14 protein-coding genes and 1 pseudogene are annotated in these 18,985 nt (G+C 62.5%); 4 read left to right on the top strand and 11 right to left on the bottom strand.

Annotated features, from left to right (window positions below):
- Positions 1–519: 519 nt before the first annotated feature.
- The 8 genes from ASF71_RS12630 to ASF71_RS12665 all read right to left on the bottom strand — a co-directional run bounded on the left by ASF71_RS12630 (position 520) and on the right by ASF71_RS12665 (position 9,585).
- Entirely contained in the window at positions 520–1,218 is a 699-nt protein-coding gene (locus ASF71_RS12630; protein WP_056300597.1) for a hypothetical protein, read from the bottom strand.
- Positions 1,219–1,390: 172 nt separating this feature from the next.
- Positions 1,391–3,091, bottom strand: coding sequence for a hypothetical protein (locus ASF71_RS12635; RefSeq protein WP_056300601.1), 1,701 nt, complete (start codon positions 3,089–3,091; stop codon positions 1,391–1,393).
- Positions 3,092–3,209: 118 nt separating this feature from the next.
- Positions 3,210–4,592: an NADAR domain-containing protein gene (locus tag ASF71_RS12640; RefSeq protein WP_056300605.1), complete on the bottom strand. Its 1,383-nt coding sequence runs from the start codon at positions 4,590–4,592 to the stop codon at positions 3,210–3,212.
- A 102-nt stretch (positions 4,593–4,694) separates the two neighbouring features.
- Positions 4,695–5,909 carry a hypothetical protein gene (locus tag ASF71_RS12645; protein WP_056300608.1) on the bottom strand — a complete coding sequence of 405 codons (1,215 nt, stop codon included), beginning with the start codon at positions 5,907–5,909 and terminating at the stop codon, positions 4,695–4,697.
- A 299-nt stretch (positions 5,910–6,208) separates the two neighbouring features.
- Positions 6,209–7,333, bottom strand: a complete 1,125-nt coding sequence (locus ASF71_RS12650) for a bifunctional DNA primase/polymerase (protein ID WP_056300613.1) — start codon at positions 7,331–7,333, stop codon at positions 6,209–6,211.
- A complete protein-coding gene (locus ASF71_RS12655) occupies positions 7,330–7,905 on the bottom strand; it encodes a hypothetical protein (protein ID WP_056300615.1) in 576 nt (191 codons plus the stop codon). The genes ASF71_RS12650 and ASF71_RS12655 overlap by 4 nt, the downstream gene beginning before the upstream one ends.
- A complete protein-coding gene (locus ASF71_RS12660) occupies positions 7,889–8,764 on the bottom strand; it encodes a hypothetical protein (protein WP_156372774.1) in 876 nt (291 codons plus the stop codon). Before ASF71_RS12660 ends, ASF71_RS12655 begins: the two co-directional genes overlap by 17 nt.
- Positions 8,761–9,585 carry a hypothetical protein gene (locus ASF71_RS12665; protein WP_056300622.1) on the bottom strand — a complete coding sequence of 275 codons (825 nt, stop codon included), beginning with the start codon at positions 9,583–9,585 and terminating at the stop codon, positions 8,761–8,763. The genes ASF71_RS12660 and ASF71_RS12665 overlap by 4 nt, the downstream gene beginning before the upstream one ends.
- 1,626 nt (positions 9,586–11,211) lie before the next feature.
- Between ASF71_RS12665 and ASF71_RS12675 the strand changes: the two genes are divergently transcribed.
- Entirely contained in the window at positions 11,212–13,737 is a 2,526-nt protein-coding gene (locus tag ASF71_RS12675) for a hypothetical protein (protein WP_156372775.1), read from the top strand.
- A 35-nt stretch (positions 13,738–13,772) separates the two neighbouring features.
- Entirely contained in the window at positions 13,773–14,396 is a 624-nt protein-coding gene (locus tag ASF71_RS12680) for a hypothetical protein (RefSeq protein ID WP_056300634.1), read from the top strand.
- Between the two features lie 21 nt (positions 14,397–14,417).
- On the opposite strand, the gene ASF71_RS12685 is transcribed toward ASF71_RS12680, so the two are convergent.
- On the bottom strand, positions 14,418–14,993 hold the full coding sequence (locus tag ASF71_RS12685) for a cysteine peptidase family C39 domain-containing protein (RefSeq protein ID WP_235514423.1): 576 nt from the start codon (positions 14,991–14,993) through the stop codon (positions 14,418–14,420).
- A 31-nt stretch (positions 14,994–15,024) separates the two neighbouring features.
- Here ASF71_RS12685 and ASF71_RS25135 point away from each other — a divergent pair, with 31 nt between their 5' ends.
- Complete coding sequence (locus ASF71_RS25135) at positions 15,025–15,708, top strand: hypothetical protein (RefSeq protein ID WP_056300638.1); 684 nt, start codon at positions 15,025–15,027, stop codon at positions 15,706–15,708.
- 723 nt (positions 15,709–16,431) lie between these two features.
- Here the strand turns inward: ASF71_RS25135 and ASF71_RS25140 are convergent.
- Positions 16,432–16,893, bottom strand: a pseudogene (locus tag ASF71_RS25140) (hypothetical protein); the annotation flags it as partial.
- Between the two features lie 1,433 nt (positions 16,894–18,326).
- Complete coding sequence (locus ASF71_RS12700) at positions 18,327–18,626, bottom strand: hypothetical protein (RefSeq protein WP_156372776.1); 300 nt, start codon at positions 18,624–18,626, stop codon at positions 18,327–18,329.
- A 130-nt stretch (positions 18,627–18,756) separates the two neighbouring features.
- Here ASF71_RS12700 and ASF71_RS12705 point away from each other — a divergent pair.
- Positions 18,757–18,985: IS3 family transposase (locus tag ASF71_RS12705; RefSeq protein ID WP_056300651.1), on the top strand; the 229-nt coding region annotated here is incomplete at its 3' end.

Raw genomic sequence — 18,985 nt, forward strand, 5'->3', positions numbered from 1 at the left:
CGAGCGCCGTCATTCGGCGCTCGGCTACGCTACGCCCTGGTCTACACTCACGTCATCGGCGAACGCTCGCAACGCCGCTTGAAGTCAAACCTGGAGCATTACCACACGCTTTCTGGGGGATCCGGTGACCACTGCAATATGCGCAACGCGTCTCTCGCGGCCTCCCGGACGAGGGCCCACCAAGAACTGGTCGCTACCGACGCCTCGGATGTCCAAGGCTCCGGTTCCTGAAGTGCCGTCATCTCGGACAAGAGACGGTCAATCTTCTCCAACGCCTGGCATTGGTCAGGTTCCCAGTCTGCCAGGTACCCATCGCGCACTGCGGGCACGTACCACGCATCGAAGTCCACCACCATCTCTTCCCCATGCTTTTGAAGCTCAGGAGGTTGCGCCAGTGAGCGGACGGCGTCCTCTAGGTAATAGAGGTTGATCTCTGCAGGAGTGGAATGTTCCGTCAGCACACCGTACTTTACGACCAAGCTTCTGCTGGAAGCGATTCGTGGAAGTGACAAAGTATTGTTAGGGACGGTAATACCAGTCCTCCGGATGACTCCGTGGAGAACCATCGCCCGGCTCATACCGACTGGCTGGAGAACCCTCGACGCGCCGAATCTTCTCCAGAGCAATGTCATAAGGCGTCGGGGGCTCGTAATCATCGTCGTCCAGGGGATGCAGATCGCGGTACGTCACCCCTGGCGCCATCTTCAGGACCCGGGCGCGCTCCGCTTCGCTGTCTGCGACCGAGTGATGCGGCGGCTCGGCGACCCACTTGCCCTGTAAGGCGCGAGCCCGGTCCAGGCGTTCTTCCATGCTCATCTCGTGGAGAGGGATCTGCGGCGCCGACACGACCTCGCGCTCCTCGAACACCACGTGATAGAGGGGACTCACCCACCGCGGCGCAGGCTTCTGCTCCTTTGGTTGCATGGCCCGCCCGGCCGCCCCGATATATCCCCGCACCAGTTCGACCAGGCAGTCATCCTCGTGCTCGACCTCGATGACGAGCGACGGCGACGTCCGCACCTGCAGCACTTCTCCCCCCCACAGTTCCGCCGGCAGCCCTTCTCCCTCGGCATACGCCGTGAACGTTGGCCGCTCCAGGAGCTGGTCCATGCGCAGGAACCCATGCAGGTTCAGGAGCGGGAAATCGCCATGCAGGGTATGCCCCTGGTAGAGGTGACCCAGGCCATAGGCGGAAATGATGTCGGGAATCTGTTCCATACATATATCTACAGCACCACTTCACCCCACTTGTCAAGCAAGGACCAAAAAAACGTGCCCGAACAAATAAATGTTCGGGCGCTACCAGTAGTAGGTAGTTGTCTCCAGCAGTAGGAGACGGGAGGTGATCAGAGGAGATCAGTACCAGTAGAGGTACCGGCATCGTGTCAAATCAGCGAAGACCAGCTTCGACCAATTCGACGATCTGGAGGGCGAATTTCACGCGAACACCGTAGTTGCTACAGAGTGCGCAAAACTCAGCACCAGCAGCCTTCGTACGGTGAGCCAACAGGAACTTGTGCAGGGGAATCGACGTCGCGATTTCCCAGAGTCCCGACTTCATGAGCTTTTCACTGATGCGGGCGGCATCGGCGAATTGCTCAGGAGCGTACTCAGCCTGATCAACAATCGCATCATCAATGACGATACGAGGGCGACCTTTAGCGAGCACAGCGATCGCGTTGACGAGTGCCGGCGTCAAATCACGTCCAAGCAACGTCGCGAGGGGCTGCGTACGATCCAAACCATGAACCGTGACGTAAGCGTCAACAAGTTCAACGGCCTGAGCAAACTCGTCAGGCATATCCACGTCAGGAGCAGCAAGGAAATCGCTCTTTCGGGTGGTGTCGCCTGCGTCATCCGAGATCACTTCGTCGTACGAGGTGATCATCTTGAGTCCCTCCATAATCTGACCGATCTTGGGGAGAGACCACGTGCGTGCGTCGAACACCTGCTGCGAGAGCGTGCGGTGACGACGGATTGCCATCTGGACCATGCGCGGCGTGATGTCCTCGTCGCGGATAGGCTTGAACGGCTTGAGGAATACCAGGCGCTGCATGAGCCGCGAGGTGAACTTCGTCCCCAGAACCGTCTCGTCGAAGGCCTGCTGGGTGAGTGCGAGCTCGGAAACCTTGTAGCCAGTCTTCGAGCGGTCCTGCTTGCGAGGCCAGTTGCGCGTCTTCGGGTTGAAGAACTTGGCCCCACTTTGATCCGTCTTGCTCTGCGTCATCCACTCCTGCATCGGGTTGGAGATGGGCAGCTGGACTTCCTTGAGTTCGCTGATCTGACGCCCACGAACCGTCTTGACCACGTTCTGAACATGCGAACGCGTCTGTGGCAGGACCGAAACAATCCGGTTGCCTTTTTTAGTCATCTCCCAACTCACCGTAGTGTGCTCTGGGAACTGCAACACCACCATCGCCTCTTGCGTCACCATGCCCCACTCATTGATCTCCCGGGGCTGGATCGTCAGCAACTGGCCCTGCGTGTCGCTGTAATGCGTCGTCCAGGGGCGGTTTTGACCACCGTCCAGGATCGTGGCGATGGAGCTGCTCACCGACGTTCCGACCCGGTCTTCCTGGTCATGAATGTCTTGCTCCTTGTAATCGCGCTCGAACTCCGGGGGGAGAACGGCACGTACAAAGGTCAACAGCCGCATGCCTCGCGTCGGATCCCAGCGCTCCAGAGCTTTCCACAGCGCACGTCGACCCGTGGCCCAGGCTGCATCGAAGTTATGGAACTTCTCAGCTTCCTGCACGGCGAGCTTCAACGCTTCAGGTGCAGTCGTACGGAACAGCAGCTCGAACACTTCGTTCCTGGTCCGCTTGTCGGTCTCCGGATCGTTCAGGACCTTCGAGAGTTCGATGGCCTGCTTATCCGTGAGAAAAACGAGATCCTTCCTGACTTCGTACTGAGCAGCCTGAAACGGATCCAGGCGAGACTCGAGCATCATAGAGAGATGGGTCCCTTCGACAACCCGTTCTCCATCCTTGTTGACCTTTGTCGTCACAACCGTGAAGTTCTGCTCCTTGAGAGCGTTCACGTAGCGGCTGTGGTTAGGGTCGGTCTTGCGCGTCTTGGTGGGGGTGGTCATCTCGGAATCCTTTGCGGGGGGTGGCGGATGCCGACTCCCCCGACTTGATGGGGGAGGGCAACAACTTGCCCGCAACGGAAAAACGACCTACACCGACTTCAGAACTCTGGTGTTCTGCTCAGAACTGCAAGTGCGACACGCTGATCAGGCGAACAGCGTCACTGAACTGCACCTCTGCACGAACACCTAACGGACTCAGGGGGGTGCCCGTCTGCGACAGGACCAGCCCTTCACCAAACTTCTTGTGCGTCACCCGCACATCCGCATTCACCTCGGCCACGTCCTGCACTGTGGCCTGCAGCTTGTATGTCTGGAGCTGCTCCCCGTGAATCAACGCGGTGAACTGCACGCCAGCCACTTCGTACGTTCCCAACCAGAACACACTGTTCTGGACGGGGTAGACGGTGAGCTCGCGCTCCTCGTACCGAATCTGGACGCCATCGGTGCGCTGCACTTCCGTCGTCACGTCGTCCACCAGGCCGCTCATGCTCAGCCAGTCCCCATAGGTGTTGATCACCGTCCGGTGCTGAGCCTGGGCATCCTGCACGCAGTTGTGCGTTCCGCCAAAGCTTCCGTCATAGCACGCCAATACGAGATCGCACTGGTCGACCATGAACTCGTTGCGCCACTGCATCGCGCTGCGGATGTCTGCGTCGGCGAGGTCATCGGAACCGACCGCCACGACGAGCGCTGCATCCCGCACCAACTCACTCCAGAGCTCCTGTGACGCTTCCGGCCAACGGCGTGCCTGTCCTGGGAAGGGCAGCGCAGCCACGTACGGAATCTTCTCCTGACGAGCAGCGCGCGCAAGAGCGGTATCCCACCCGAGCGCCATCCCACTGATCACAGTCAGGGACGGATTCCCATCACGCAGACGGCGCAGGTATTTGACCGCCAGATCGACGAGCACCTGTTCAGGGTCCTGAAGAATCGGGAAGTCGTTGTGCAACAGCACGTCCTGGCGCACTTTCATGAGCAGCAGACCCAACATGTTCTGGCCTACGCCCTTCGAGATCCCCCAGAACTGGTCTCCCCAGGTGTTGTGCTCCTGGATAGACCGGCCCTCGGTCGCCATGAGGGAGCGGCCGAGTGTAGGCGTCTGGAATTTCTGCCGAAGCAGGTCTTCCATGATGCCGACCTTGACCTCTTCCCAGTCCTGGCGGAGCTGGAGCTTGCGGTCGCGCCCCAACGTGCGGGCGGCGGCAGGAGTCTTGGCCTGCGCGATCCGTCGCCGGACGCGGAGATCCAGGAATTTAGCTGCCTGAAAAGCAGCTTCTACCGTGGCATACATCGTGCCCTCGAACTGCACAGGGGAGGGGTGAAAATTACTGAGGAAGGAGAACGCCCCACGAAAATTCGTGATCGCGCCTGTTCCACTCGGGAGGGAGTACCCACCCAGCTTGTCCGGACGGTGTCCGGTCCCAGCCACCACGAACTTGCCCTGAAGCAGTTCACGGATCTCGGGGGCGGAAGGCCGCAGCATATTCTTTGAAGTGATCATCTCGGGCTCCTGTGCCGGGGGGTCGCGTCTGCGCGCCCCCCGGTCTTGCTTGGGGGGGGCGAAGGGCGAACAACTCCAGTCAGGCCTTCAATTCAGAACTTCTCAGTACAGACCATTGTGTTTCTGCCAGTGGCCATCCAGCGCGGACCTCGGCTTGACACCCACGGGCCAGCGGGCGCAGACCTCTTTCAGCTGCGTGATCTCCTCACCGGTACCGAGCGTCAGAACGCCCCACACCTGCTCAGAGAGGTACACCCGCAGTTCCTGCTGCGCGAGCGCGAGGTCCTGCCCTTTCGGAAGACGTTCACACCACTGGAGGGTATGCGTCGCCACCTTGGAGGGCCAACCTGCGACCTGCACCGCAATCGTCGGAATCCCTAGCGAGCGCGCAGCCACGGTGGCGACTTGCCCGATAAGATCGTCCGTGATGGCTGCGACCGCGCCAGGCCGTTGCCGGGTGAAGCTCGCGGCGAACAGCGAAACGAGGCGGTCGAAAGCCTCAGCCTTCACGCGTCGGGGAATCCCGAGGGACTCCCAGTTGCCACTGATGAGCAGCGCCCCCTGGAGGGCCGCCTGCACTTCGGGGCTGACCATCCGTGGCTGAATGCTCTGGCCACGCACGTCATCCCTCGCATACAGCGCGCGGGTCTTGAACTGCTGGTACTCCCGCATAGGTTCACTCCGGTCGTTCAGGCGGCCTTCAAGCGCAGCTCGAAGGTCCTGGTCGGGGTTGCCCGCTGCTTCGAGCGCCTGCAGGGCTTCCTGGGGCGTGTCGGCGTAGATGCCGAAGCGCCGGAGGTCGCTGTCGAGGTCCTGCAAGGGATGATCCTTGTGGGCCCAGTCCTGCTGCGTATCGAACGCATCTGCGTCCGCATGCACCTTCGCGTCGTCGATGGTGTAAGCCATCCGATCGAGCGAGGCCAGTGCATTCAGGGCAGAGAAGTCCACGTCGTCACCGCCGAAGCCGTACTGCACTTCAGGGTGAAGCATGTCCCGCACGGTGGTCGTCACTTTGCCTTTACGGCCAGGAACGCTCACCTCGCCGACTCGGACCGTCTTCGCTGTCGCGAAAATAGCGTCCATCACAACTCTCTGGACTTGCATATCCCACTGGCTTTTCGGCCGGGGGAGGACACTCTTCGCAACACCCTTGATGAAGGCGTGCGGCTTCATGTCCTGTAGGAACTGCAGCGTGTCAGGATGACCTTTGAGAGCGGCGTACGTCCGGTCACGCCAGGTCGATCCTTTGAAACTTGCAGCTCGGGCCAGTAATTCCTTGAGCTCAATGGGGAAAACGGGCAGTTCGTTGACGCTCATCGCGTGCTCCTTCGCTCTCTGGGGGGCTTTCGCCACTCCCCAGAGAGACTCTGAGAAGTGGGTCGGCCTTCCATCGGGAAGGGTCTTCGGATTCGCAAATCCGATCTTGGCGCAGTGTTCCCACTGCTTCGGTGCTCCAGGGTGAAAGCAAGCACCGAATACCTACCCCCTCAGCGTACACGCCCTCATTGAGTTTGCCTATCCCCACTCTTTCCAGGGGCTACGAGCGAACCTCCTTCCAGACACACGAGCAGGCCGCTCCCACCTGCGAGGGAGCGGCCGACTGGAGAGACGGGGGATCAGGCGCGGTCGGCCACGAAGCGGCGAAGCGCTGGCATCCCCGGCACGCTGTACTGGGCCTCCTGACGCTCTACGACCCATGTCGCGGCCGTGCTGTCCAGCTGGAGGGCACTCAGATGCCGAGTGACGACCTCGATCCCTTCTCGGACGTAGGCCCCGGCCACCAGGCGGGCGGCCCGCTCGCGCTCTTCGGCACTCAGTCCGGGTAGGCAGGCCCGGAGCGCGTCCAGGGGATCTCGCTCCGCCGGCTTGACCCAGGCCCGCACCGAGCGTGCCGGTCCGCGTTTCGCCGCACTGTGGAGGTTGCGCCGGGCGTCGGCGCTGGTATAGGGATCATGCCGCCCCTGGGTGTCGTGTGCAGGCACCCGCTCGGCGTACTGCTCCATGATCAGCAGCGCATCCTGGCGGGAGCCGTGCTCCAGCAGCTGGCAGGCCAGCCAGTACCCGGTATTGTCCCGGCCACCGCCATCCCGCACCCGCTGCATGGCCGTCGCCAGCAACTCCTCGACCCCTGGGGAGACACCCGTTGGAGCCTCCCAGACAGGCAGCTCGGGGGCCTCCTCCCGCACCAGGCCCGTCCAACGCGCCACCGCTTCTGGCAATTGCGTGACCTCGTGGGGCTGATGATCGAGCAGGCGGTACGTCCCGTTGCTCAGCTGACTGGGCGGCAGCACGATCAGGCCCCCATCCCCACGCACGTCGAGGCCAGGGAAGGGGGGCGCACTCTGGCTGCTGCTTGCCTTGTTGCCCACCCGGTGGCCCGGCCAGGGGAAGTACAGGTGTGGGGAACCCGAGCCGGACAAACTATTGGGGGGAAGACCCAGCGTGTGGTGCAGGGCCCGGCCTGGGGCGCCGTCGAAGTCCAGGACCACCAGATTGCTGATCTCACCCGTCACCGCCCCTAAGCCAGGGACCCGGTGTTGTGGAGCGAACCAGATCTGCAGCAGCTCGTCTGTGACCCGCTCCGTCTGGAAGTCTCGCCAGCGGGGGCTTTTGCGACCGTTTGTGCCTCGTTGCCAGTGGCCGGTCTGGATCAGGACGTGATGGGGACTCTTGCGGTCCCCGATCGGCACGACGTTCCAGCCGCGCGCCAGATACTCCCGGGCGACGGCCAGCAGGCTCATGCGGGAGCCATCTCCCGCTGGGCCTCATCCTGTGGCATCCCCTGAGCAGCGTGTTCCTGGGGGCCCTGTTGCTGCTGGTCAGCACCCGAGGGGGCGCCTTGCTGGGACTCGGCTTTCTGCTTCAACTTCCCTGATGCTTTAGGGGTCTTCGGCGCTTCCGCCGAGGCGGCGTCTGCTGGCGCAGCACGGGGGCGGGCGGGCCTGGGTGGGGCCGTCAGCGCCTTCATGGCCTGCTGAGCGAGCTGGGCGAACCGCGCGTCGGAGTACGTCTCCAATTCCGCGACTGTTGCCGTGATATTCGCATCGTAGGTGAGTTTCTGTGCGATGTCCTTCTGGGTCTGGCCGTGCCAGTCCCTGAATTCCGGCGTCTCGAGCAGGACAAAACTGCGCAACGAGACGGTGCCGTCCTGACAGATCAGCTCCTGGGGAACACCGAAAATCACGATCAGGGCAGGTGCCTCCGGCTCAGGCTGCGTCAAGGCCTTCAGGAGCCCTTCCACGTAGAGTTGCGCATGGGCCACGGTGAACTTATGGGTGTTGGCGAGCTGCTGAAAATCAAGTCGTTTGGACATCTTCTTCACTCCTGATAAGGGCACGAAGTTCACTGGGACTCGTCACCTGGTACGTGACGGCTTTCCCACTGAAGCGTTCGAGGTGGAGGCGATCTTCTTCGGTCAACATGCGCGTCACCAACAGGGTGAGCACGCCGCCCTCGACGCTGTGAGGAAGCACCCCCAGCTTCTTTCGAAGGTAGAGAGGCACGGTCTCCGCAGGCGCCCTGATGGGCGCATAGGCGTAGCGGGGCAGGCGAAGATGGGCCGCAAGCGCATCGGCGTAATCCGCCTCGGTCACGAGGCCGGCGTCTACGGCCTCCTGGACCTCTTGCTCGTAGGGGTCCAACGCCTCTGCACCCACCAGACCACTGACGCACAACCGCTCGGCGAACGTCAGCCCTCCATAGAGCGCCGTGGGGTAGGTCAACCGGAGGCAAAGTCGGAACAACTCCGGAGCGATCAGGCTGAATCGAATTCGACCCTGGCCTGTGGGTGAAACGGCGTTCGCACGGGCTTGCAACTCAGCACTAATTGTCGGCAGAGGATCGACCGTCAACAGGCAGAGCGTGTCCCACTCCACCCGTTGGGCCACACAGAGGTGCTCAAGGGCCAGGGAACGACTGAGGAGAGGCTCGAACCCCTCCTTCCCAGGGGCTTTGAGGGGGGCCTCCAGGGTTTCGATACTCGCTGGGGTGGAATAGCAGCGGCGCTGCGTCATCTCCGCCATCGTGGCCCAGAGGGCGGGAACATCCTGGATCACCCGTTCGAGCGTGCGGAGCACACTCCCTCCGGAGCCTTCCTGGGTTCGGATGACCAAGTCCGATTGCTCGGCCGTCAGTCCACCGTATTCGCCCAGCAGCGCGAGCAGATCGCTCATGCCAACATCCGCCCCGCTAGCCACCGGACCCCGCGCCAGAGGTCATTTTCCTTATGGACTGCGGTCACGTTGAACCTCAGCGCCTTAGCCTTCAGATGCTTCCCGATCTGTTTGCTGCTGTCTTCTGCACCGGGGTAGAGGTCGACGAACTGCGCCGCGTCACCCTCCCAGTAGTCCCGGAGCTCCGGGTTGTTCTGATGCAGCTCGACGCACTTGCCCATAGGGAGCACGGAGAACGCCCAGGCCGCCATCGTAAGCTCACCGGCCGCGAGTTCACTGCCCTTTTCCTGGTGGCTATAGATGTGTAACTGCCCATCCCCGTAGAGGAGCCCGGACGCATAGGTCCGGCGACCGTCGCACACGGCGTAGGTGTAGAGCTGGTAGTGGTTGAGCGGCCCGATGCTGGGCAGGCCCTTCCGGCTGACCGCGTTGAGGAGGTCGACCCAGAACAGCTCGAGGTGTTCGAGGCTGCCGATCCGGATCGTGACGTTCCGGCGCTGGAGCGCGTCTCGCAGTTGCTGGGGCCACTCGGTTGCCCGGGTCCGGACCAGGTCGCGGAGCTCGCGTTGTGTGGTGTGGATGTAGAGCCGCGTGTAGTAGGGGACGCTGTCGACGGCGGTGAGGAGGGCGCCAAGGCGCTGCTCTGCGGCGGTGTCCCCTGCGAGTGGCGCCGAGAAGTAGTTGCCACTCGTGCTGTGTTCCCCCTGGACATGGATGGCCGTGAGGGTTGCGGGCGACCCGCGGCTGCCAGCGTCGAGTCGGATGTAGATGTGGTGGGCTGGACGTTCTGCGGTGCCGATAGCTGCTGTTCCGATAGACATGAGATCTCCTTGGGGGATGCGACGGCCGTCGCCGGCGCCTCCTGCCCTGACCACCGGTAATGCGATACGCAAAACTCCGACGGAATCCGGATGACATATCCCTCTTCAAGCAACTTCTCGATCAGGACCGCGAACACCTCGTCTTCGAGACCCAGGGCCTTTTTCAAGCCCGCGTTGCTGATTGTTTTATAGGCGACCTTATCTGCCGTCACGGCACTCAGCTCAATGACTTTCGCGCGGGCACGCACAAGCAGTTCCGCATCAATTTTGATGACGGGAGCTTCCAACTTCAGCATCTTCAGGGTTTTGCTTTTAGCGACTCGCGTCCCTGCTTTTTTGTCGTCGATCCAACGCAGGAGATTGGGATCCTGGATATAGGTGCTGTAGTAGTACGTGCGACTGTCCCGGACAAGTTCGCGGACACTTAAACGCTCTAACACGTAAGGCAAGGCCAGAGAAAGAATGTGCTGGTCTCCACTGCATCCCCAGGATTCCTGGGAAATGTACTTCCGGAGTTCTCGCGTGGTCAGGCAACGCCCCAGACGCCTGAGCAGCTGCTCCACTTCGGCAGCGAAGGTTTCAAGGAAACGGGGCAAGAGAAAGGCCAGGCTATTTGTGCTTGAGAAGAAGATCTCGACATTCTGGCCAAAAGATTGCAGGAAGCCTTGTTTCACCAGCCCCTGGCAGACTTTGCGCACGCGCCGCTTCGTCAATCCGGGGTGCGCTTCGTGGACTTGCGCCGCTGTAAATCCACGCCGGCCACTCAAACCACTGCCCGTCGTCAGATCAGTCGGGCGTAATAAGCCTTTCTTTTCCAAAGCAATGATGTGGTGGAGTCCGGCGGTCATGGAGCCATTTATGCCGCCGCCCAAAATAAAACGCAAACGACCGAAAAAAAACTTGTGTTTTCCTCGTGCTGAACGCACTTTGATGTTTTTTAGGCTCTCAATTTTTTTAGGCAAACCCGATTTTTGAGTTTTGCACTTTACAAATGAATTGCCATAAACTCGTCCTCCGGCACATTTCCCTCATTTTTTCACTCATAAAGGCTTTTTTTGGTCTAGTTGTGTGAGTCGTGTGAGAAAATACCCCCGTCTACCCCCCCCACCGAGAGCCCCAAAACGATAGGAAAAACACCCCGAAAACGCCGTCTCAGTCGGCGTTTTACACCTCAAAATACAGGGTGTGCGGGACTACCCCAGCAGCCCCGCACACATCTATCTAATTTAAGAGAAGCCCGTCCCAGCGTAGTTTTATCGGCTTTAGACTTGGCATTGTCAGACTCTTACCGCCTTCAATAGGTCAGATACACATATTTTTCGCCCAATAATTTTAGGCAGGCGCTATCTTATAGGCATGTGCCCTGCCCCCCCCAGTGACATTTCTGGGACCATTCTGGACCGACCGCGACTCTCTACCGCTTTCGATGCGTACCCCCGCATCTTCATCGCGGCTGGGCAGGGACTCGGCAAAACAACCCTGCTGCGTCAAGGTCAACGCCACCTCGAACGCTGGGGCCGGCAGACCATCTCCTTGATCCCCACGCAGTCTTACCGAGCATTGCCACCCTTTCTCCGCCACTTCATCGCCGCATTTCAAGCCCACGATCCGAGCCTCTTTCAGCCCGTGACTTCCGCCTACCGCGCGCTCAATTTCACGCCAGAAGATCCCCGCTTCCCCTTGGAAGCCGCCCAGGCCATCGCGCGTGACCTCCACACCCTGACCACCCAACAGCCCTTCACCCTGTTGATCGATAACCTCGATCCTGACCCCGCCCTCGCAGCCTTTCTCTCCCATCTCACCCACGCCGCTCCTCAAATCCAGTCTGTCTTCGCCGGTCCAGAAGCGCTCCCAACGCACTTCGATCCTCAGCGTTTTCCACTGGCTCCTGGCAGAGATAAGCGGGGGAAAGAGCACCTCAACCCGCACATCCTGACGAGCGACCAACTCGTCTTCTTCCCTGACGAAGCCCGGTATCTCGGCCTCTCTTCCGAGGCCTACACCCGCTCTCAAGGCATCCCGACTCTCGTCCGGGCCCTGCTGTCTCCCGACCCCACCAGCCTGTTCCTCCGCGCGGATCTCCAGGCGTACGTCCATGACATCGACCCCGTTCTCCTGCGCGCGGCGTTCGTCGAAGACGACTGGACAGGTCCACCCCCGCTCACCCTCCTGCGGGCGCTCCAGCTGCCAGACAACTACCTCGCCGACTACCAGCGAAGGAACTGGCCCTTTGCCACTCAGTCTCACCGGCACGTGCCTCTACTGACAGAACTCCTCCGCCATGCGCTCTACACCCATGGGGATGTCGGCCGCGTCCTTCCCGGCCTGGCGAGGTACTACGACGCAGTCGACCCCATCCGCGCCCACGCCCTGCGAAATCAACACCGCGCCCCGTTCACCCTCTCACCCGAAGCGCTCTCCAGCCGCCGGGTGCAGCTCCAGAACTGGACGGCCAACGCGCAATGGCGGCGCATCCGCGACACGCTCAGCACACACATCTGGGAGGACGCCCGAGGCCTTCAGCTCGACCTGGATGCCGCAGATACCCTCCTGCTCGTCACCGCCATCCGGGAAACCGCTGAGCATCTCGAAGACCTGCGCTTTGCCATGCGTCTCCTCACCCTCGCCGAAGGCCTGTTCCTTCTCCCTGAACCCGACTCCAGCTTCCTCAAAGCTGACCTCCTCCAGAAGCTCGGCCGCCTCTCCCAGGCGCAGGAAACCTACACCGCGCTCTTCGTGACCCTGCCCCGGGATCATCCCCGGCGTACAGAAGTTCAGGCGCAACTCGCCCTCTGTTACCTCCAGGCCGGTCAGCCGCTCGTGGCACAGGCTGCTCTTGGCGCGCACCCGACAGAGAACCCTGACCTGTTTTTTCAGGTCGTTCTGCTGCAGACGCGGATCATGCGAGGGGACCCCTCGACCAAGACCAAGCAACAGGCCGCCGCCTTGTACGACGAGCAAGAGAACTGGTCTCAGGTGGCGCCTGATCTCCAGTGTCGGCTCGTCGCTACGCTGCTGGACGTCGGCCTACTCAAGCCCGCCCAGCAGCTCCTGCAGGACCTTCCCGCGGATGAACACCTTTCACCCTGGGTCGTGACCGAGCGACACCGTCTCCTCAGCGTGTACGCCCTGCGCCAGCACCAGCTCGCCAAAGCCGAACAGCAGGCCCAGCACGCCATTCAGGCCGCGGATCAGCTCTCGAGATATGCCCACCTTCCCGGCCGGGACTATCAAGATTTCCTGACCCGTTGGCACGCTCACCAGTGGGGCCTGCTCATCGCCATTGCCCGTCAGGATCATCTCGTGGCCGAACAGCATCTCACCAGTCTGGAGACCATCGCCCGGCTGGAAGGCACGCTCAGCCGCGAGATCCAGCGCTGCCGCGTCATTCTCAACGCCAGCCAACGCGCAACCCCTCAAGGGCAGGTCGATGACAGTCAACTGCTCGGAAACGACTATTCGGAAATCACGTATGTCCTCCGCTGTTGCCTCGGCGCTCCACCCGTCAAAGGACAGCCCTATCCTCGGGCCTTCGACGAGACCTGGAGCACCTGGTACGACAAGCTCTTTACCGTCACCAAGCCGTCCTTGAACGATGCGGCTCTCCCGGCTCACACGCTCCACCTCCGCATGCTCAGCGGCGCCTTCACCGGCCAACTCGGTGACCAACCCTTCAGCCTCAGTGTACGCGAGGCAGAACTGCTCTACGTCCTTGCGACCTCCGGCCCTCAGTCCTCAGACGTCCTTGGCAAGCAGCTGTTCAGTTTCTCGAAGAATGCCCGCGCCTACGTCAACGTCACCGCCAACAATCTCGGCCGGCGGCTGCTCCCGCATCCTCATGCGTCCGAGCCCCTCGTCGCCCTCGATCCCAAGACCAACGAGTACCGCCTCCACCCCGAGGTGCAGCTGACCTGCGACCTGCACACCCTCGACCAGATGCCGTTGGTCACGCTGGCCAACCTCTACCAGCCGTTCCCCCTCGTCGCCAAGTCGAAGCGCCCCCAGCTGCTGACCCCTGAATTCATTCGGCAGCAGGTCACCGCTTACCTCGCCAAAGCGCCAAGGACCCGAACGAATCTCGAAGCGATTGACCGTATCGGCACCCTCGACCCACCCCTTCGCCGCATGCTGGAGACTCACCACCGAGATTAAAGCGGGCAACCAGACCACCCCGCACACTTGGAGGTATGTACGTCTTCCCCCCACAGCCCGAGTTGCCCTTTACCCGCCAGGCTGCTGCCGACGCCCACACGGTCGAGGTCGGCTACGCTCACCGCCAGTACAACAGTCGAATCCGCGTCCCGGTCTATGGTCCAGAAGTCTGCCAGTTCGACCTGGACGCTTTCGCGCTCCTGTACTTTTCCCCAAATATGCCCAGCAACGGCCGCGTCAGCAACTCGGCCATTGCCCTCCTGACGCTGCCGCCCCAGGCGCAGGGTCCACACGTCCGTTACCTCACCACCCCGCACTGCAAGGATCGGCGGCATACCCCCATTTTCCGGCAGGCCCTGGACTTCGCTCAGGGCCGCAAGCTGGCGACCTGGGATGCCGAGGCCCTGATCCGGCAGCTCGAGCACTGCATCGATGCCCGGGTCGTCGAGGCCTTCCAGCAGCAGCCGCTGTTCTGTATCCGCAGCAGCCTCGAAGCCCTGGGCGTTGACGCGCAGACCCCGACGGCCGCCTGCTTCCGGCTCCAGATGGACCCACCTGCGGCGGAGAACCACCTTGCCATCACGCTCGTCCTCCGGGACCTCCTACACCGGGCCTGTCACCCGGAGCTCTTCCCTGAGCAGTTCCCGCACTTGGCTTGACTTGCCCCTCCTTCTCGGGGGCTAGGCGTGGCCGGCGAGCGCCCGGAGGACCTTCGCGCGGAGGGCTGGGGGATAGACCGCGACGAAGATGCGCCCCTGAGTGTTCCAGAGCGTGCCGAAGTCCTGGTACCGGATGCGGACTGCGCCGGCCAGCGGGTCAGCCACGAACAACCAGCCCCTCTGATCGTCGAAGCCATACGGGACCCGGAAGTGCGGTACCTTCCCGACTTCCTGAAAATATTGGAGGGCAATCGTCGGCACGCCCAGACGAATCAGGGCCCGCACCTGCGTCAACTGTCCCCCACGAATCACGGCCGTCTCCAGGCCGTAGGGCGCCACGTACTGCCCAATGGCATCCACGGTCATGTAGCTTCGTGGTGAGGCTTTCGTTGCCCGACTGATGACTCCCACGTCGACCGGCACCCGGAAGTAGCCCAGCACCATCGCGATACTCGCGGGCCCGCAATCGTTGTACCCCTGCCGGATGAGCGGCACGCCCTGCAGCGCAACCGAGGGCGCCTCCATCACCGAAGCAGGAGCCGCAAGCACAGCAGAACCCAGCGCGGCTGCCAACACCATCATTCTCAATATCTTCACGCTCTCCAGCGTGCCCCGAGGTCTGGTTGTCATGTCCCATCCCACTACCGCTCATGCGGCCACCGTCGAGTTCACAGCCGCCCTCGTCCGTCCCAGTCAGCTCGGCCTGGGTGGGACGACGGCCACGCTCACCCTGGGGGGTTTCCATACCTCCCGCACAGGAGGCCCAGGAAGCCGCCCCGGACGCTTCTACCAGCCTGCTGGTGCCCACGGACCTCTGGCGGCCCGCCTGGGGACGCTCAGCGCCGGCGAGATTCTGACCGGCACCGCAGCCCTCCACTTGAACCAGACTGGGCTGACTCTCCTGATCGAGGAGGTCGCCCGCGTGGCTCCGAATACGGAGCGTCTGGTCACTGACAATGGGGGAGGGGTCCTGCTCCGGGACGGGTGGCTCTCTGCCCGAGCTCGGGGCAAGCTGATGTCCACCCCCCACCTGATGCGCCTGGAGGACGACACGCCCATCTGCAATGCCACGCTCGGCATGACGCCTCGGCGACGGCCAGAGGACACGCCGGAGAACCGGCCACCCCTGATTCCCATCGAACTCGCCGTGTACGGCCCGGAGGCCTTGCGTTTCGCGGCGCTGGAGGCCGGCCGGTACCTGGTCGTCTCCAGGGCACTCCAGCGCCGCCTCATCAGCCAGTCGCATCAGCGCCGGCCACGCATCGAGGTGGACCGGTACGAGACCTTGCACCTGGAGCGGGCCCTGATCTAAGAGCATTCATAGGAGACTGCCCGCCAGTGATGGCGGGCAGGTGTTCCTTGAGGGTCAGGACCGGATGGGGCCAGAAGCGAGAGGGATTACTTCAGGGCGGTGAGCAGGGCCGCGAGGCCAGTGCAGAGGGTGCCGAGAGCCGTCACAAGGACGGCCACATCAGCCCACTTCACTGGCCTGCGCGTGCGCTTCGGTGTATCATTACGGTGTTTCCGCGTAATGATCACCTCCTTTCAGACGCACCTGGGTTGCCTCCCAGGTGCGTTTCGCACAACTGGAATTGCACCTCTGTTCTGGCTTGTCATTCGGCCCGTTCCCCTTCGGAACSCCCTCAGTCTACCTCATCAGACTGCCGAAAGAAAGCGTCCAGGCCGTCAAATTYCGAAATAGACAGGGGTGCTTCTCCCCTCATTTCCACAAAGAAACACGGCCTCTCACGGCCGTGTCGCATTGTCACCAAGTCTGGGCTATTCCAGCGCTTGTGCCTGCCGGAAGACGATCCGCCCTGGCGTCTGCTGCCGGTCGTGAAGCCTCGGCGCAGGCCGTTGCCGGCGGGTCGGGAGAGGGCATAGCGTGCAGGTGTCATCTGGACTGCGAGGCTCACACGCTGCCCTGCACAGCGGACGGACCGGCAGCCNCGAAATAGACAGGGGTGCTTCTCCCCTCATTTCCACAAAGAAACACGGCCTCTCACGGCCGTGTCGCATTGTCACCAAGTCTGGGCTATTCCAGCGCTTGTGCCTGCCGGAAGACGATCCGCCCTGGCGTCTGCCGCCCCACCGTCGGAAAGCCCGGCAGCTCCGGGAACCGCGGGTCATGTGCCAGGCGCATCCGCACATCCGGCACCACCCGGCCCGCTGCCACTGACCCAATCCAGTCCATATCACTCAAGCGGCCGTCCTGGACCTGCACGGTGCCTCGAGGGGCCAGCACCGCCGCCTGCACGGTCATCGTCCGGTTGCCCCCSACCAGGGAAAGCGTCTCGTCTCCRAAGGCCACACTCCCATACTCCGAGATCAGCCCCAGCGCATCCGGGCTGTTCAGGTCCGCGCACGTCGCTGCACGAATCCCGCCGTTCAGRTCGCTCAGGGTCTCGGTCGCCACGGCATACGTCGTGCAGGCCGGGCGCTGGGCGAGCAGGCTCGACGTGACGATCAGGTTCTGCCGTGCCGCGATGCTCAGCGTNTCGCTCAGGGTCTCGGTCGCCACGGCATACGTCGTGCAGGCCGGGCGCTGGGCGAGCAGGCTCGACGTGACGATCAGGTTCTGCCGTGCCGCGATGCTCAGCGTACCGGTATAGGCTGCCGATGCCGGCGTGAGTGCCCGGACCTGCAGGTCGCCCGGCGCCTGCACCAGAGCCGGCACATCCGACAGGATCACCGTGGACTCGGTCACGGCACCCGGGGTCTCCTTCCCGCTCGTCGAGGGCACGCYTACGCCATTGGCCACCCGCACCACGGACATGCGGCCGCGCGACATGGGCGTGAGCACGTACTGATCACAGCTGTTCGTCGTGCACACGTAGAGCCCGGTGCCACCCTCCCACGGGTAGAGCACGACTTCCCGCACGTTGCCGGGGAGGTTGAGACCCGCACGGTCGTTCGTCATGTCCGGCAGGGTCACCCGCCCAGTCCCCATGCCCAGGCCTCCCGCGAAGTTCGGGCAACTCGCCACACTCTGATCGCAGGGATACCCGCCATTGCCTCCGAACTGATTGACCGAGACCGTCGTATTCCCCACGCGGATCTCGCGCCCCTCGGACGTCAGCCCTCCCGGCCACGCACTGCGACCAGCTGCCAGCTGCACCTGCCCATTCACCTGCACCGGCCCGTCGAAGATCATGTCTGCCGGCACGGTCCCCAGCACGTTCGTCAGCACCTGGTAGGCCGTGATGGGGAGCGACCCGGTCGCAGCATTCGCGAATCGCAGCTGGCCGGGCAGCACGCGGGTCCGCTGCGCCTGCTCGTTGCCCTTCGTCACGATGCCCAGCTGCAAGGGCACCCGGTAACTCACCACGTTGCCCTGCACGGCCCGAATGGTGGTGTCCCCAGTGGAGGCCCCCCCACAGGTCGTCGTGCCCCCGATCGACAGGCGCTGCTCGACTGTGGCTGTCCCGCAACTGAGCCACCCCTCCATCTGGGTCGACAGGGACGTCCGGTACGTTCCGCTTTCCAGATTGCCGGTGGACTGGTCCGCGACTCCCTGGGGGAGACCGGTCAGGACCCCTGTGATCAGGCGAGGGGCGCTGAAGGCCGCCTGGGCATTGAGCTGCGCATCCTGCGTGCGTCGGTCGGTCGTCAGGACGTTCGCGCGGGTGGCCACCACCTGAATGGTCATCAGGGCAGCCAGGACCAGAATGACGAACAACACGATCAACACCGCGTTGCCTTGTTCTCGTTGGGGGGAAATCGACATACCTGCATTCTGCGGTGGGTTCTGGTGGTCACCCCCGGCATCTGCCCCAGCCCACCCGTCACTCCCCCCAACAGCCCCTCTAGACCGGGTGTGTCCCAGCGCGCGTTTTCTCAAGGTGTCCGTATGTGCATGTGGGTTTTACTTGCCTGATAAACAACAACATCCGGACACCTCGAAAAAGGAGGCCTGAACAGCTTCATCTCTCAGGGCTGCTGAACGTCCGGTAGATGCCAGTCAGCCGAGGGCACTCCTGGGGAGAGTGCCCCTGCGTAAGAGGTGATGTGGAGACCGAGCATGGGCATGGTCGTGATCCATCCGGCGCCCCGCATCAAGCGCAGGTCGATCTGCACCTCGTCTTCGGTCAGGATGAGGTCGTGCTGCTTCCTCAGCTTGTGGCGGAGAGTGGTCGCTTTCATGCTCGTCGTGTTCTGTTCGACGTCCGAGAGCACCACCTGCTTGACCGTCTCGAAGTGGCGCGACAGGTCGGGAACTCCAGCTGCCATCCAGACCTGGTACCCCATCGGTGTGACCTGCGGGCGCCCGAGCCGACGCTGTAGGTCGCCTGGGGCGAGGACTGAGGTTGACCCGATTTTGCGCAGATGGAGATAAGCCCCCACGATAGGAGGCACCATCATGACGACCCGCAGAATCCATACCGCTGAGTTCAAACGAGATGCTGTGCAACTCGCGCGCACCAGCGGCAATCTCTCCGGCACCGCCCGCGACCTGGGCATCAGTGTCTCCTTGCTGCGAAAATGGCGGAACGCGCAGCAGACCAACGGGGAAACCGCGTTCCCAGGACAGGGCCGTCAGGCCCTGAGCCCCGAACAGCAGGAGATTCAGCGGCTCCGCAAGGAAAACG

This window comes from Deinococcus sp. Leaf326, from assembly GCF_001424185.1.
Lineage (GTDB): Bacteria > Deinococcota > Deinococci > Deinococcales > Deinococcaceae > Deinococcus.

Coding starts and splice junctions, on each gene's coding strand:
- ASF71_RS12640 (WP_056300605.1), bottom strand. CDS start 4,592: ATGATCACTTCAAAGAATATGCTGCGGCCTTCCGCCCCCGAGATCCGT.
- ASF71_RS12680 (WP_056300634.1), top strand. CDS start 13,773: ATGTACGTCTTCCCCCCACAGCCCGAGTTGCCCTTTACCCGCCAGGCT.
- ASF71_RS12700 (WP_156372776.1), bottom strand. CDS start 18,626: ATGGCAGCTGGAGTTCCCGACCTGTCGCGCCACTTCGAGACGGTCAAG.
- ASF71_RS12645 (WP_056300608.1), bottom strand. CDS start 5,909: ATGAGCGTCAACGAACTGCCCGTTTTCCCCATTGAGCTCAAGGAATTA.
- ASF71_RS12655 (WP_056300615.1), bottom strand. CDS start 7,905: ATGTCCAAACGACTTGATTTTCAGCAGCTCGCCAACACCCATAAGTTC.
- ASF71_RS12665 (WP_056300622.1), bottom strand. CDS start 9,585: ATGTCTATCGGAACAGCAGCTATCGGCACCGCAGAACGTCCAGCCCAC.
- ASF71_RS12635 (WP_056300601.1), bottom strand. CDS start 3,091: ATGACCACCCCCACCAAGACGCGCAAGACCGACCCTAACCACAGCCGC.
- ASF71_RS25135 (WP_056300638.1), top strand. CDS start 15,025: ATGTCCCATCCCACTACCGCTCATGCGGCCACCGTCGAGTTCACAGCC.
- ASF71_RS12660 (WP_156372774.1), bottom strand. CDS start 8,764: ATGAGCGATCTGCTCGCGCTGCTGGGCGAATACGGTGGACTGACGGCC.
- ASF71_RS12630 (WP_056300597.1), bottom strand. CDS start 1,218: ATGGAACAGATTCCCGACATCATTTCCGCCTATGGCCTGGGTCACCTC.
- ASF71_RS12650 (WP_056300613.1), bottom strand. CDS start 7,333: ATGAGCCTGCTGGCCGTCGCCCGGGAGTATCTGGCGCGCGGCTGGAAC.